The sequence below is a fragment of the Edaphobacter sp. genome (assembly GCF_035532915.1).
Classification (GTDB): Bacteria; Acidobacteriota; Terriglobia; order Terriglobales; family Acidobacteriaceae; genus Edaphobacter.
The window spans coordinates 1-15218 of sequence record NZ_DATKQC010000345.1; the positions used below are offsets into that span (position 1 = coordinate 1).

General features: G+C 57.3%; 15 protein-coding genes. 8 read left to right on the forward strand and 7 right to left on the reverse strand.

The window, feature by feature from the left end; genetic code table 11:
• Both VMU57_RS16435 and VMU57_RS16440 read left to right on the forward strand, forming a co-directional pair.
• Positions 1-387: FkbM family methyltransferase (locus VMU57_RS16435; protein ID WP_325385354.1), on the forward strand; the 387-nt coding region annotated here is incomplete at its 5' end.
• A 254-nt stretch (positions 388-641) separates the two neighbouring features.
• Positions 642-1604, forward strand: a complete 963-nt coding sequence (locus VMU57_RS16440) for a hypothetical protein (protein ID WP_325385356.1) — start codon at positions 642-644, stop codon at positions 1602-1604.
• Positions 1605-1610: 6 nt separating this feature from the next.
• On the opposite strand, the gene VMU57_RS16445 is transcribed toward VMU57_RS16440, so the two are convergent.
• Complete coding sequence (locus VMU57_RS16445) at positions 1611-3155, reverse strand: fumarate hydratase (protein WP_325385358.1); 1545 nt, start codon at positions 3153-3155, stop codon at positions 1611-1613.
• Between the two features lie 94 nt (positions 3156-3249).
• On the opposite strand from VMU57_RS16445, the gene VMU57_RS16450 reads away from it, so the two are divergent.
• Complete coding sequence (locus tag VMU57_RS16450; RefSeq protein ID WP_325385360.1) at positions 3250-4650, forward strand: aspartate ammonia-lyase; 1401 nt, start codon at positions 3250-3252, stop codon at positions 4648-4650.
• Positions 4651-4748: 98 nt separating this feature from the next.
• Here the strand turns inward: VMU57_RS16450 and VMU57_RS16455 are convergent, their stop codons facing one another.
• A complete protein-coding gene (locus VMU57_RS16455; protein WP_325385362.1) occupies positions 4749-5435 on the reverse strand; it encodes an outer membrane beta-barrel protein in 687 nt (228 codons plus the stop codon).
• A 138-nt stretch (positions 5436-5573) separates the two neighbouring features.
• Here VMU57_RS16455 and VMU57_RS16460 point away from each other — a divergent pair, with 138 nt between their 5' ends.
• Positions 5574-6119 (forward strand): cytochrome c, encoded by a 546-nt coding sequence (locus VMU57_RS16460; protein WP_325385364.1) that lies wholly within the window; start codon positions 5574-5576, stop codon positions 6117-6119.
• A gap of 50 nt (positions 6120-6169) precedes the next feature.
• Here the strand turns inward: VMU57_RS16460 and VMU57_RS16465 are convergent, their stop codons facing one another.
• A complete protein-coding gene (locus VMU57_RS16465; protein WP_325385366.1) occupies positions 6170-7381 on the reverse strand; it encodes a DUF481 domain-containing protein in 1212 nt (403 codons plus the stop codon).
• 720 nt (positions 7382-8101) lie between these two features.
• Between VMU57_RS16465 and VMU57_RS16470 the strand changes: the two genes are divergently transcribed.
• The 3 genes from VMU57_RS16470 to VMU57_RS16480 all read left to right on the forward strand — a co-directional run bounded on the left by VMU57_RS16470 (position 8102) and on the right by VMU57_RS16480 (position 11480).
• The gene (locus tag VMU57_RS16470; protein WP_325385368.1) at positions 8102-8839 is read left to right on the forward strand and encodes a GvpL/GvpF family gas vesicle protein; all 738 of its coding nucleotides are present in this window, start codon (positions 8102-8104) and stop codon (positions 8837-8839) included.
• Positions 8840-8992: 153 nt separating this feature from the next.
• Complete coding sequence (locus tag VMU57_RS16475; protein WP_325385370.1) at positions 8993-10624, forward strand: OmpA family protein; 1632 nt, start codon at positions 8993-8995, stop codon at positions 10622-10624.
• 82 nt (positions 10625-10706) lie between these two features.
• Positions 10707-11480: an SDR family NAD(P)-dependent oxidoreductase gene (locus tag VMU57_RS16480; RefSeq protein ID WP_325385372.1), complete on the forward strand. Its 774-nt coding sequence runs from the start codon at positions 10707-10709 to the stop codon at positions 11478-11480.
• A gap of 5 nt (positions 11481-11485) precedes the next feature.
• Here the strand turns inward: VMU57_RS16480 and VMU57_RS16485 are convergent, their stop codons facing one another.
• The 4 genes from VMU57_RS16485 to VMU57_RS16500 all read right to left on the reverse strand — a co-directional run bounded on the left by VMU57_RS16485 (position 11486) and on the right by VMU57_RS16500 (position 14361).
• Positions 11486-11707, reverse strand: coding sequence for a hypothetical protein (locus VMU57_RS16485; RefSeq protein ID WP_325385374.1), 222 nt, complete (start codon positions 11705-11707; stop codon positions 11486-11488).
• Between the two features lie 107 nt (positions 11708-11814).
• Complete coding sequence (locus VMU57_RS16490; RefSeq protein ID WP_325385382.1) at positions 11815-12828, reverse strand: YpdA family putative bacillithiol disulfide reductase; 1014 nt, start codon at positions 12826-12828, stop codon at positions 11815-11817.
• 50 nt (positions 12829-12878) lie between these two features.
• Positions 12879-13586, reverse strand: coding sequence for a response regulator transcription factor (locus VMU57_RS16495; protein ID WP_325385376.1), 708 nt, complete (start codon positions 13584-13586; stop codon positions 12879-12881).
• 34 nt (positions 13587-13620) lie between these two features.
• Entirely contained in the window at positions 13621-14361 is a 741-nt protein-coding gene (locus VMU57_RS16500) for a response regulator (RefSeq protein WP_325385378.1), read from the reverse strand.
• Between the two features lie 18 nt (positions 14362-14379).
• Between VMU57_RS16500 and VMU57_RS16505 the strand changes: the two genes are divergently transcribed.
• A partial coding sequence (locus VMU57_RS16505) for a DUF2339 domain-containing protein (RefSeq protein WP_325385380.1) occupies positions 14380-15218 on the forward strand: 839 nt, incomplete at its 3' end.

The following is a 15218-nucleotide window of genomic DNA, read 5'->3' on the forward strand; positions in this document are numbered from 1 at the left end:
ATCAAATTTTCCCTGCCGAAGGTAGCTGGTGAGGGATCGTATTCGGTCGTACAGGAGGGCATCGAGACGGTATGCTTCGAGTGCTATAACCTATCGACCATCATGAGCCGGAACGGCGATTCCTGCATCGATCTGTTGAAGATGGATATTGAAGGCTTTGAATACGACATCGTCAATCAGCTTCTTGACCAACACATTCCAGTGCGACAGATGTGCGTTGAGTTTCATGGGTGGCTAAGGCCTCATCAGACCTTCAGGACCATTGCCCGGCTGTATAAGGCAGGCTACCGCATCATCCACAAACGGCGAGGTGACTACACCTTTCTGCTCAAAAAACCCCATCACGACAGGCCCCAGGTAAGTCATCGTTCGCACTTGGCCGCTTAGATGGGCCGGTCGATTATTTTGTCGGCTTCTGGAGGAAGATCGACCATGCCAGCGGTACCCGCCGCAAACGTCGCAGCTTCGTACTGAATCGCAAGCAAAAAAACACCCCATCTGCTGAACACCCTTCCCGCATCGGTTGATCTGCAGAGGTCGGATTGTCTTTCGACGAGTGCCTGTCAGATTGACCCGATCTTCGACAGTCCAGTATCGTTGCCCCGAAGGACTTCCAGTTCACGCAGGAAAGATTTTGCCTCATGCATCGGTGCGCGCTGCTCATCCTCTCACTTGCTTTTAGCATGGCTCTCCCCGCCCAATCTCCGGGACCACTTTCCGGCAAGGATCTTGCGCGTCACGATTTTCTCTACGCCGGCGAGGCGAAAGACCGGCAAATCTTCATGGTCCGCCAGGGCAAGATCGTCTGGTCCTACGAAGATCCCGCTGGCAAAGGCGAGATCAGCGATGCGGTTCAGCTCTGCAATGGCAACATCCTCTTCGCTCATCAATTCGCTCTCACCGAGATTAGCCCCGATAAAAAGATCGTCTGGAACTACGATGTGCCTGCCGGCCACGAGGTCCATACCGCCGTTCCCATCGGCAACGACCGTGTTCTCTACATTCAGAACGGCTCGCCCGCGCTTCTTCGCGTCGTCAACGTCCGCACGGGCACCATCGAAAAAGAACTCACCCTCAAGACCAGGATTCCCGTCAGTGTCCATGGCCAGTTTCGCCACGCACGCCTCACCCCGGCCGGAACGTTACTCGTTGCTCACATGGACCTCAACAAGGTCGTCGAGTACGACTCCAACGGCAACGAACTCTGGTCGTTCCCTGCAAAAGGTCTCTGGAGCGTCGCGCCGCTCGATAACGGCAACGTCCTTATTACCGATAGCTTAGGTGTCCGCGAGGTCACTCGTCGCGGAGACGTGGTGTGGTCGTTCTCGCCCGGCACGGACGCACCCGCATACAAGTTCGACAACCTGCAGCAGGCCTGGCGTCTGCCTGACGGCAACACCGTCATCAACAACTGGGTCAACGAGTGGAGCGCTGTCGCAACCCCCAACTCGCTGCAGGCCATCGAAGTCACTCCTGCCAAGAAGGTCGTCTGGGTCCTTCGTTCCTGGGACGACCCTCCTGCCAACCTTGGCCCTGCGACTACCTTTCAGTTTCTCGATCAACGCTCTTGTCCTGAGAACGCCCACTTCGGTGACATTAAGTAAGGCCGATTACTGTCCTAAGATCGATACCCCGCCAATTTCTTCGGCGATGCGGCGCGACCACTCCGCTGGCCCTGTGTTGTGGACGCTGGTTCCCTGCGAGTCCACAGCTACCGTGACGGGCATGTCTTTTACGTCGAACTCGTAGATTGCTTCCATGCCGAGGTCTTCGAAGGCCAGCACACGCGAACTCTTGATGGCCTTTGAGACGAGGTACGCCGCGCCGCCCACAGCCATGAGGTAGACTGCCTCGTTATCGCGGATTGCCTCGATTGCCGCCGGGCCACGCTCGGCCTTGCCGACCATACCCAGCAGGCCGGTGGACTCGAGCATCTGGCGGGTGAACTTGTCCATGCGCGTGGCGGTCGTGGGGCCTGCGGGGCCGACGGCCTCTTCGCGCACGGCATCCACCGGGCCGACGTAGTAGATGAAGCGATTGGTGAAGTCTACAGGCAGCGTCTCGCCGCGGTTCAGCATGTCGGTCATGCGCTTGTGCGCGGCGTCGCGTCCAGTCAGCAGCTTGCCGTTCAGCAGGACGACCTCTCCCGGCTTCCACGTCTTTACCTCTTCGCGGGTGACGGTATTCAGGTCTACGCGGCGGGCGGTGCTGACATCGTAGGTCAGCTTTGGCCATGCATCGAGCGATGGCGGCTCCAGCATCACAGGCCCGCTGCCATCAAGATGAAAGTGCGCGTGGCGGGTTGCGGCGCAGTTCGGAATCATCGCCACGGGAAGGTTGGCCGCGTGGGTCGGGTAGTCCAGAATTTTGATGTCGAGCACCGTCGTCAGGCCGCCCAGCCCCTGCGCTCCAATGCCGAGCCGGTTGACCTTGTCGTAAAGCTCGATGCGCAGCTCTTCAATCCTGTTCTGCGGCCCGCGTGCCTTTAGCTCCTGCATGTCGATGGGGTCCATCAGCGACTGCTTCGCCAGCAGCATGGCCTTTTCGGCGGTGCCGCCGATGCCGATGCCGAGCATTCCCGGCGGACACCATCCCGCGCCCATGGTCGGGACGGTTTTGAGTACCCAATCCACAATCGAGTCCGAAGGATTCAGCATGACGAACTTCGACTTCGCCTCGGAGCCGCCGCCCTTGGCCGCGACGATGACGTCCACCTCGCCGCCCTTGACCAGCGAGACCTCGACGACGCAGGGTGTATTGTCCTTGGTGTTCTTCCGCGTAAACGCCGGGTCGGCGAGGATGCTGCCACGCAATTTGTTGTCGGGGTCGAGATAGGCCTTGCGCACACCGGCGTCGCATATGGCTTGCAGGTCAAGGGTGGCAGGCCCGCCGTTCGGTCCCTGCCAGACGACTTCCATTCCTACCTTCAGAAAGATGGTGACGATGCCGGTGTCCTGGCAGATGGGGCGATGCCCTTCGGCGCACATGCGCGAGTTGATGAGGATCTGCGCTATCGCATCCTTGGCTGCGTGGCTCTCTTCCATCTCATAGGCCCGCGCCAGATTCGTAATGTAATCCACCGGATGGTAGTAGCTGATGTACTGCAGAGCGTCCGCTATGCTCTGAATCAAATCGTCCTGGTTGATGATTGCCATATTGTTCTCTCAGCCTAGATTCTAGGATGTCTGACATACTGTTGTCCCTGATGCCGCTCGATAACTGGCGGCATCTAAGGTTCAGGGGAAGATCATGTCCGATACTCGCACCGAGTCCGATTCCTTGGGCACTATTGAGGTTCCTGCGGCCGCTCTCTATGGAGCGCAGACTACCCGCGCCATCGCCAACTTTCCCATCAGCGGCCTCAAGGCCAGCCCGTTCCTTATCCTCGCTCTCGCGATGATCAAGCAGGCTGCCGCTGAAGCTAATCAATCTCTCGCTCTTATCTCAGAAGAGCAGGGAAGCGCCGTAATAAAGGCCGCGCAGGAGGTCATCGAGGGCAAGCACCATGACCACTTCGTCGTGGACGTCTTTCAGGCTGGAGCTGGAGTCAGTTTGCACATGAATGCCAATGAGGTGATTGCCAATCGAGCCGGGCAGATTCTTGGTGAACCTCTTGGTACTTACAAAAAAATCCACCCTAACGACCACGTTAACTACGGCCAGTCCACCAACGACGTCTTCCCAACGGCCATGCGGCTCTCTGTCTTGCTGGCGCTCGAAGATTTCTACCCTGTACTTAACGATCTGGCTGCCAGCTTCGATGCCAAGGCGCGTGAGTTCAAGGACATTCTGAAGGCTGGCCGCACCCACATGCAGGACGCCGTGCCTATCACGCTGGGACAGGAGTTCGCGGCTTACGCCGTTGCCGTCCGGAAGTGTCATCAGCATCTGGCGCGCACCGCTGAAGCGTTGCGGGAACTGGGCCTTGGTGGCTCTGCTGTTGGGACTGGGCTTAATACTCATCCCGACTATCGACAGCGGGTCATTGAGAACCTTAGCCGCATCTCCGGTCTCGAACTTCTGGAAACAGAAGACCTCCGCTATGCCATGCAATCGAATGCTGCGATGGCTGACGTCTCCGCCGCGCTGCGCACGCTGGCGCTCGAACTGATTCGCATCTCCAACGATCTGCGGCTGCTGTCGAGCGGGCCCAATACCGGCTTCAACGAGATTCATCTTCCCAGCCTGCAGCCCGGCTCGAGCATTATGCCGGGCAAGGTAAACCCTGTGCTGGCAGAACTGACTGCGATGGTTGCGTTTCAGGTTGTGGGCAACGACACCGCCACTGCGCTCGCGGTGCAGGGAGGGCAGCTTGAACTGAATGTGATGATGCCGACGATGGCCCACAATACGCTGCAGTCCATCACCATTTTGACTAATACGCTCCGCGAGTTGGACCTCCACTGCATTCGTGGGATCACGGCGAACCGCGACCGCTGTGCGCACTACGCCGCCAGCACCATTGCGCTGGCCACGGCGTTGAACCCCTACATCGGCTATGCAAAGGCTGCGGAGCTGGTAAAGGAATCCATCACCAGGGGACAAAGCATTGTCGCCCTTGCCCGTGAGAAAAAGCTGCTTACTGAGGAACAGATTGGAGAAATTCTTGATCCCAAAAGCATGACGGAACCACACGCCAGAAAATTCTGACTGTTGGGTTCCGTCTGGTGAGATCGTTTCTGCTCTAAAGGAAAGACAAAATACAGGGGTCGGCGTGCTTCTCTGGTTTTACAGAAACGCTAAAAGTTCTAGTTTTTCCCGAATCGGTAGAGAACCCCCATGTTGAAGCCAGCGTTATTCTGCACGGTTCCGCCAAAGGTGGTCCCCAGGTAGGTCGGTGTAATCCTGAACGCCAGGTTGGGGTAGAGGTTGTAATCGAGGTTCAGGCCGACTGAAAACGCGGCCCGGGTCTCCGATGGCCACGTTCCTAACAGGGACGAAGGGATGCCCTTCGAGCCGGTGTCAAACTTGCCGACTCCGGCGCCGCCTATGGCAAAGACGCTCGCTGCCATCTTCTCTTTTGCATAGAAGCGGTAGTTGGGGCCAGCCATGAAGGCGTACTGGGAGATCTGCGGATTGAACTTGAGAAACTCGTTGGTGTTGATCTTCGCGTTGCCGAAGGCACCCCGGATATCAGCCTCGACGCCGAGCTTGGGATTGAAGTAGCGTGTCCCGCTCAGCCAGAAGGCGACCTCGTTGTTGCGCTGCAGGCCCTCGCCTGAGCGATAACGCAGATAGCCGCCGCCGCCGCCGACCTCCCACTTGTGACTGTAGGTGTCCTTGACGATTCGCGCGATTCTTGCCTGGCGGTTGGCGTTCGACTCCCGCCGCGTCCGCCGCATCGACTGCGCCTGCATGGTGCCTGCTCCGCTGGCCATCAATCCCGCCAGCAACATAACCGCTACACACTTTTCCTTCAACTTCAAACCGAACATCAACTGTTACTCCCGCACAAGCTGCGCTTTGCTATTGTTGGAACCTGGAGCGCACGGCTGTCAGACTGGCCGCGGCCATCCCTTATTAGAACATCCGCCGCCGTTTCCGGGGCGGCTACCGGTGAAGGAGCGTATGCAATGGCGAAAAAAAGTGGAAGCGGTGGCTTCGGTAAGGTCTTTCTGGGTTTTCTTCTCGGTATCGCCGCGGTTGCGGCTGGCCTGTTTCTCTATCTGCACTTCGGAGCGCTGCCGGTATCCGTTGCCGATGCGCCTTTTCCCTATGAGAAGCAGATCGTCCGGCTGCCTATGAACGCCCGCATCGACCGCGAGGTCAAAACCCCGCCCTTCGGCACCAGCGAGGACGTATTCGAGTCGGGAGCGCACGTCTATCGTGCGCAGTGCGCCAGTTGCCACGGTGTTCCTGGCCACGATGTTTCCTATGCTCGTTATATGTATCCTAATGCGCCCCAACTCTGGAAGGCCCATGGAAAGTCCGGTGTGGTTGGTGTCAGTGACGATACGGCAGGAGAGACCTACTGGAAGGTTGCCAATGGCATCCGCCTCACCGGGATGCCTGCCTTCAACCACGTCCTTACGGACACGCAGATGTGGCAGGTCAGTCTGTTGCTGAAGAACGCAAACACCGAACTGCCTCTGCCAGTGACCCAGATTTTGACGAAGTAGTAAAAAGACGGGAACGGCAGTCCCGGCTGGCTGGCCGGGACTGCTCGTGCTTATTTCAGGTTGTAGACGACAGAAGTGATGAACTGGAGGCTGTTCTTCTTGTATCCAGTCGCCGGCATGTTGAGGTAGTTATCAGAGGCGCTCAGCCCGAGGCTGATCCGCTTGTAGGTGGGGAGAGCCAGCCCAGCCGCTGCGATTGCCGAGTAGGCGTCGGGGTTGTTGAACGCAGGCAGAATGCTGGCGCTTTCGGTAAAGACGATCTTGCCTGGCAAGTTGCGATGATAAGCCTCGCCAAACGTAGAGCCGATCAGGTTCTGGTTGGGGACGCGCGGAGTGGCCACGGTGATGGGGTCGGGTTGGATGAAGGACTGCATCTCGTAGTGGACATCGGCCTTAAGATCGAGCTGCTGTGCCGGAGTCAGGATGGCGGTCCAGCCGAAACCGCCGCCGTAGACCTGCTGCATGTTCAGGCCCTGCGCGAAGTTGTGGTCGAAGGAAACCTCCCCCAGCGCGTAGAACCGGGGAGTGAAGTAGATGTCATGCTCCGCATCCGCATGAAAGATGCTGGTCTTCGCCTCTGAAGGGGGGGTCGGTATCGGCGTCGTCTGCGGAATCACTGGCTGGGTCAACTTGCCGTAGCTCTCCAGCAGGTTAAAAGTGGTGCGGGTTTTGGGGGGGAGGTAAGGCACGGTCGGAATCGATCGAATCAGCGCAATGCCAGCGTTGAAGCTGGTTCCCGTCTGGGTCGAGCGAATCAGGGTCGCTCCTCCCGAAACCGATCCGTTCCATCCATGAAGGAAGCTCGGATTGTGGGCCACCTGTTTGTCGTAGGTGGTCTGGTCGATGATGAAGGCGAGGTTCTTCACCGGCACCGTCTCGGGCGCTCCCGTCTTGGTCTCCACGGTTACCGAGTTGTCGGCATAAACGAGGCTTCCCGGACGTCGCGTCACCTTTGTCGGCTTCTCATCTTTGCGGATGACGACGAAGCTGCCGTGGGTTCGTAATTCCTTCACTTTGCTCATCGGAACCGTGATCTCGCCGACCGTGTCGCTCTTGAAGACCACACTGTCGCCGACTCCGCGTTCCATGGTTCCGGTCAACTGGTCGCCATTCGTAAATACAATCACGTCGGACTTGGGTGCCGCGGCCGCACTCTGCGCCACGGCGGTGACGCTGTGGGCCATGATGCCTGTCACCAGGCAGAGGATGGCGAAACTCCAGACTCGTTGGATGCTGGGCGTGGAATTGTTGAGTATGCTCATGTCTTTAAAATAGCGTAGCCTCAAGCCCCAGGGAGAGCAGAAATGAGTCCGGTTGTTCGTGTCAGTGGAAAGATGTTGCGTATGGTAGGCATCTCCAGCCCTGAAGACAGCTTGCCTAAGGCCAGAACCGAACAGGACCCGACCTCGCCCACACCGGACGACTCAAACCGGCACTCAAGCTGAAAATCTTTGGCCGATCGTCTCGCAGAGCGAGCCAAAGCTCCGCGTTCGTGCGAAATCTTTTCGTGCCGTATCAATTCAGGAGCCGAAACGATTGCGCAAGCTCAACTCTTTTAGAAAGAGTAGCTTTGGCATTAATCATAGTCAAAGATGATGATTTGAACGGAACACATTCGGTTAAACTATTGAACCTACGCGGCTTGAACGGATTAGTCCGTCTCGTAGCCATCGTTCCCGAATGGCTCCAAAAGAGACGCTGCGGGAAAAAAGTTCACGAAATGTCGTAGATTTGACCGTCATTTGTTTATTTTAAATCAATAACTTAGCCGAAAGGTTAAGAAATTCTTGCCAATCGTCTTCCAATAGGCATACTATCCGTTTCGCATTCAGTCGAGGCCGCTAATCGCGCACCTTGTCTGGATCGAAATCGTTCGGAAATGCAGAGTATTCAATCAAACTTTCGAATCAGTACGAGTTCCATAACCCAACTTCCTGATGGGGCGGTTAGACCCCTCAGCGCGCATAAGGAAGGTAAAAGATATGGCATGGTACGCCTATTGCATCGCAGAACGGCAGTCGTTCCCGGAACTTTGCCGGCACCGTCGTCCAATGCCCCTTACCGGAGTCTCAGGCCTCTTCGGTAATCAGGCATTCTTGTTTCCCGCCAGTGATTTGGCCGTCATCGTCTCCGAGCACAGCAACGAAGACCATGAGCGGCTCGACCAGCAAGCCGCTAAAGACCATGCCCGCGTCATCGCGGACTGTTTCAAACTCTCAACCGTTCTGCCCTTTCGTTTTGGCACCACCTTTCAGGATGACGACGCGCTTCGCCGCTCGGTTCGCTCCAATCAGCGTCACTTTCAGGCCAATGTCGAGCGCCTTCGCGGCAAGGCCGAGATGCACCTCAAGGTCCTCGTCGACGATACCTGCCCGGGCAACTCCGCCCGCGACATGACCGTTGGCCAGCAATATCTGACCAGTCTGCGGGAGAGCGCCAGCCGCCAGCGGGAACGCCAGTCCAAGGCCCGCGCACTCTCCGTCCAGATGCATCGCATGTTCCTTCCTATCGCCGAAGAGATTACCTGCAAGCGCATGGAATCGGGCAAGATGCTCTTGGATATCGCACATCTTATTGATAACAAGACGGTTGAACGTTATCAGAGCAAGTATTCCTCTGCCACTTTACAGATGAAAGAGTGCCGGATGCAGCTCTCCGGTCCGTGGCCGCCGTATCACTTTGTGCATCGCTCCGGTGCCCAGCAACAGCACTCGGCTTAGCTTTTTCACTGCCCCATTTCCTGCTAGATCGAAGAAAATGGGGCAGTTCTGCGTCCGAGGACTACCTTTGCTCACTGCCGGGCATCGAAAAGTACCAAGAGAATGATTGGCCTGAAGTTTTTGCCAGCGCATTCCGGAACGCCAGGAGAGATCATGAACCGTACGATCGAAAGCTTTTCCACGCGGGCGCTGTCCGCGTTTTTATTTGCAGGCGTCACGTTATCGGTCATGCCTACTGCCATTGCCCAGACGACCAGATCGACCACCACGACCGAAACCACCAGCCCCACGCAGGATACGACGACCATCACGAAGAAGAACGGGACCTACTTTTATCAGGTAAAAGTTGTGCATCGTGATCTGGATGCAGTGAACTACCTGCACCGCAGCAGCAGCACCAAGATTGCATTCAAGGGAACCTCACTGCTTCCCAAGGCCAAAGGCGAGGCCAAGGTACAGAGCGAACGCGGTCGCATCACCATTGACGCCAGCTTTCAGGGCCTTACTCCCGCCAATGGCTTCGGCCCCGGCTACCTGACCTACGTTCTCTGGGCCATTACGCCTGACGGCAGGGCAACCAACCTGGGAGAGGTGCTGCCAGCCGGCACCAAGAACAACATTCATGTGACTACTCCGCTGCAATCCTTTGGAATGATTGTGACCGCTGAGCCTTATTTTTCGGTCACTGAGCCGAGCGACGTGGTCGTACTGCAAAATGACATTATCGAGAACAAGACCAATGGCGTCCTCGAAAAGGTGAACGCGCATTACGCGCTTCTGCCGCGCGGCTTTTATGCGCCGACCGACGGTTCCAAAACGAACGACAATCCCATTACTCGCGACGAGAAGGCACCGTTGGAGCTGTATCAGGCCTACAACGCCGTACGCATCGCCCAGGCGAACGGCGCAGACAAATATGCCTCCGACATTCTGAACGAAGCGAAACAGGACCTTCAGAACGCCGCCGATATCCAAAGCAATAAGAAGGGCGACCGCAAAATGGAGATCACCTATGCGCGGCAAGCAGTGCAGCGCTCGGAAGATGCGCGATTGGTGACATTGCGTAAAAAAGAGGAAGAGCGCCAGTTGAATGCGCAACGTGCCGCACAGCAATCGCAGTTGGCGGCGCAACAGTCGCAGCTTCAGGCTCAGCAGTCGCAGATGCAGGCCCAACAGGCACAGCTTGAGGCAGAGCGGGCTCAGGCAGCAAAGGCAAAGGCAGATGCAGAGGCAGCGGAGGCCCGTGCCCGTGCGGCGGAGGCTAACAAGAGCGCCGAGAGCGCCAATGCTACCCGCGAACGTCTGCGCAGCCAGTTGAACAGTGTGCTGGCTACCAGCGAGACTGCTCGGGGACTGATCGTCAATATGTCCGATGTGCTCTTCGACACGGGCAGATATACGCTGAAGCCGACGACCCAGATCAGCCTTGCCAAAGTGGCTGGAATTCTGCAGGCATATCCAGGACTGAAGCTTCAGGTTGAAGGATATACCGACAGCGTTGGAAGCGACATGATGAACCAGAAGCTCTCTGAGAATCGCGCCGATGCCGTCAAGGCATTTCTGATTGGCCAGGGGGTGCAGCCGGACAACATTACGTCGACCGGCTACGGCAAGAGCAATCCGGTTGCGGACAACAGCACCGCGAAAGGGCGCGCACAAAATCGCCGCGTGCAACTTGTAGTCTCTGGCGATGCGATTGGCGTGAAGGAGTCCAACCCTGACGCAACCGCTCAACCTGCACCAGCCGCTACTCCAAATGACACCGGAACTGCGAATCCGCAATAAGTAGCCGGTCAACCAGTAGGTCAACCAGTAAAAGCGAGATGCCGTTTCACGCGGCATCTCGCTTTTTTGCTATAAGAAAGCTATGAAATCCTTACAGGGAAAGATCGTCTTCGTTACTGGAGCAAGCTCGGGAATCGGTAGAGCGACAGCATTGGCTTTTGCCCGAGAGGGCGCCAGGCTTCTGCTATGCGCGCGGCGTTTAGAGCGGTTGGAGGAGTTCAAGCAGACGCTCGTTCAAGAGGGAGCGCAGGAGGTGCACGTCTTCGACCTTGACGTTCAGAAGCGCTCTGCCGTCGAAAAAGCTCTTGAGGAGCTTCCATCCGAATGGCGGGAGATTGACGTGCTGGTCAACAATGCCGGGCTGAGCCGCGGCCTGACCAAGCTGTATGAAGACGACCCGCAGAATTGGGAAGAGATGATCGATACCAACATCAAGGGATTGCTCTACGTCACCCGCGCTGTAGTGCCGGGAATGGTCTCACGTCGCAGCGGACACGTCATCAACCTCGGATCGACAGCGGGATATATCACCTACGCCAACGGAGCCGTCTATTGCGCGACCAAGGCTGCGGAAAAGGCCATCAGCCAGGGGCTGAAGATCGATCTGATGGGAACTCCGGTACGCGTGACCTCGGTGGACCCGGGCATGGTCGAGACGGCGTTCAGTTCTGTGCGGTTTCGCGGAGACGAGGAGAAGGCGTCGAAGGTCTATGAGAACATCACGCCGTTGCAGCCTGAGGATGTAGCAGACGCGATCGTCTGGGCAGCCAGCCGTCCGGCTCACGTCAACATTCACAATATCCTGCTGACTAGCATTGACCAGGCGAACTCAACGGTCCTGCATCGTCACAGCTAGCGCCACTACATATGGATCGTCCAGCCGAGTTCGGAGAGCTTCTCTTCGATATCGGCGAGGGCGAGTTCAAGCGCGGATCTGCGATGCGGACTGGAGGTACGTTCCGAAAGAACGCGCTCCCGCTGCAGCTCCAGCGCCTGCCGCTGGCGTTTACGCTCGGCGGTTTCAGCACTGGTCTTTGCGGGATCCGGTGATGGAGCAGCGGCTTGAGATTGTTGTTCTTCCACGGATTTACTCTCCCATCCTCGCGACATAATATCCATTTTACGCCGTCAGGTATGATCTCGACGGAATTTGAACGTGAACATCCGCTCCGCACCACTGGCGAAGCCAATCACTCCGAAGCGCCGACTCGCTTAGCGCGGAGGTCTTCGGCGATGAGTTTTCCATGGAATCGACCATTCTCGATGAAGATTTCATTGGTGCGTTCCCCGGCGACGATGACACCGGCGAGATAGATTCCCGGGACATTGCTCTCGAGCGTCGCGGGATCGCACCTCGGGCAGCGATCGTTGGTCTCATCGAGACTCACCCCCAACCGCTCGATGAAGTCAAAGTCGGGATGGTAGCCGGTGAGCGCAAAGACGAAGTGGTTCGGCAGCGTTACCGCGCCTTCCAGCGTTTCGAGCCTCACATCGTCTTCGGAGATGTTGACCACCGTGCTGCTGAAGTATGCTTTGATCTCTCCGTTCTTGACGCGGTTGTTGATGTCGGGGAGGATCCAATACTTCACGTGGCGGTGCATCTCCGCGCCGCGATGGACGAGCGTTACTCTGGCGCCATGCCGCCAGAGGTCGAGGGCTGCGATGGCCGCCGAGTTCTTGCCGCCGATGACGAGTACGTCCAGTCCATAAAAAGGATGCGGCTCGTGATAGTAGTGGCGGACCTTATGGAGCTCTTCGCCGGGGATATCAAGATAATTGGGCAGATCGTAGTAGCCCGTGGAGACGGCCAATTTGCGGGCGTGATGCGTCAGCGCGCGGCCAAAATAGTCTGTGGTGTGAACGGTGAAATCGCCGTCACTTCCCTCGACTCGTTCTACCGTCTGGTACTGGCGGACGTCGAGGCGGTAATGCTCCGCGACTTTGCGGTAGTACTCCAACGCTTCGTTGCGGTTGGGCTTCTGGTTTGGACTGGAAAAAGGCATATCGCCAATCTCCAGCAGCTCCGGCGTGGTGAAGAACGTCATGTGCGCGGGATAGTGAAACAGGGAGTTGCAGAGACACCCTTTATCCACCAGCATCGTGGAGAACCCTGCGCGCTGCGCCTCGATGGCGCAGGCCAGTCCGGTGGGGCCGGCACCGACGACCATCAAATCAACTTTTTCTGAAGCTGCACCATCGCTCATGACTTCCATATCGTCAATCTTACTGAAGGTTTGCAGAGCTTGATAGAAGCTCAAGGAGTAAGGATGACCAACTTGTGCGCGATCGCAAACAACGCCAATTCCAGCCGGGTCGAGACGCCAGTTTTGTCGAAGACGTTCGAGAGGTGACGTTTTACCGTCTCCTCGCTGATCGCAAACTGTTTGGCGACGTCTTTGTTGCTGCAGCCTTCGACGATGCAGGTTGTCACCTCGAGCTCACGCGGGGTGAGGCCGTAGGTCTTTCGCTCGGGTACAGCGGCGGCCTTGTTCATCAATTCGTTCAGGGCGGTCAATAGATTGGCGACGCGCTCGCCACCGATCCAGTAATCTCCCGAGAGCACCGCCCGCAACGATGTAGCGAGGTCGCTGGCAACGGCATCCTTCAACACGATTCCGCGCGCGCCAATCTGAAGGGCTTCGATTACCTGCTGGGTCGAGATAGTGCTGGTCAGCATGATGATCTTCACCCGCGGCGACTTACTCATGATCGCGCGCATCGCCTCAAGCCCGGGAAGGCGCGGCATCTGCAAGTCCAGCAAAAGAATGTCAGGCTCCAGCTCGAGCGTCTGCGTGATCGCGTCATCGCCGTCCTCGGCCTGGCCCACAACTTCGAAGCCCGGCTCGTCCTCAAGCATGTTTTTGACGCCGATGCGGACTACAGGATGATCGTCGGCGACGACGATACGGATAGGTGTGATTGCGGTTGCGGATTTATCAGCGACTTTCACTGCGTCGTTCATAGGGGCTTTCTCCTCATTATGCAGTGCTCCTTCCCTACATGTTATGGCGCGCCATCAGAATACGACGCAGACGGTCGCAGGCAACCATCAATTCATCAAGAGAAGCTATATGATTAGCGCGCAGGCCGTCTTCTTCCAGCTTAGCTGCCAAGGTCTGCAACTCAATCGCTCCAACCATACCAGCGCTGCCCCTGATTGCGTGAGCCTCCTTCCGGAATAACGCATCACCTTGGTTAGATGCAAGTTGGCGCATGTGTGTGATTCGCTCTTCTGTATCGACGAGACACAGGGTGTAGAGCTGCTGCAGCCGTTCTGCCTGCATCGATGCCGCGAGCTTCTTATAAATAGCTTCATTCAGAGGGGTTAGGTTTTGATGAATGACGTCGTCCGCAGCTTCGGGAGGACTGCCGGCTGCGGCGATGGCTGCGGCCAGTTCTTTCATGGTGAAGGGCTTGAGCAGGAGTCCATCGAACTCGCGAATCATGTCGTCGTGGGGCCGACTCCCGCTCATAGCAAGCAGCAGACAGCGCCCGCAGCAATCGCGCAGGGCGTGCGCTAGTGCGCTGCCAGTGGTGCCGGGCATCTGGATGTCGGCCAGAACGATGTGGGGTTGTGCTGTGGGTGTCGAGCTTAGCTGACGTATCGCTGCGTCGCCGGAATCCGCGGTGCTGACGAGGTATCCCGCGTGTTCGAGTAGAAGGGAAAGGACCTCGCGGCTCAACGCATCGTCGTCCACAACCAGAACTCGCAGCGGCGGCGTAGATTTAATCTTCATCAGCGCAAAGAGTATCAATTGAGAGATTCAAGTGCCAATCCCTGCTGCAATGACGGTAAAGTATTGCCAATGGGACAAGAGGCCGAACCCGGGCAGCAGGATCGTGACGCGCAACTCTCCAGGGAGCTGTCTTCGTTGTCGTCGCGGGTGGAGGCGTTGGAGCGCGAGATCGCCCAGTTGCACGGGAGCGACCCGAGAAAATCGCTTGCGACGAAGACTCCGCCACCTCCGTTGATTTCGGCTGCTAAGGGGGATGCCGCGCCTGGACGCGGGTCGCTGGAAAATCGTATTGGTTCTCAACTCTTCAGCCGCATCGGGATCGTCGCTCTCCTCTTCGGTGCAGCGTGGTTTCTGAAACTTGCGATGGACAACCACTGGATTGGGCCTCTGGGTCGCGTCCTTACAGGTCTTATCGCTGGTGCTGGACTGATCGTGTGGTCGGAGCGGTTTCGAAGCCAGGGGTTTAAGGCATTTTCCTGGTCGCTCAAAGCAATCGGCAGTGGCGTGCTTTACCTTTCGCTATGGGCCTCCTTCCAGATCTACCATTTGTTACCTGCATCGGCGGCTCTCGCAGCGATGGTTCTGGTCACGGCGTGGAACGCCTTCATGGCCTGGTCGCAGGACAGCGAAGTGCTTGCGGTTTACGCTTTGGCCGGAGGCATGGCGACGCCGCTGCTGCTTTCGACCGGGGGCAATCACGAGGTATTTCTTTTTAGCTACCTGCTTGCGATCGATATTGCGACGGCTCTTCTAATTCGACTTAAGCCATGGCCGAGGCTGCTGCTGGGAACGTTTCCAGCAACAGTCGCCTACTTTATCGGCTGGTATATCGCATTTAACTCCACCGCGCAGCTTGC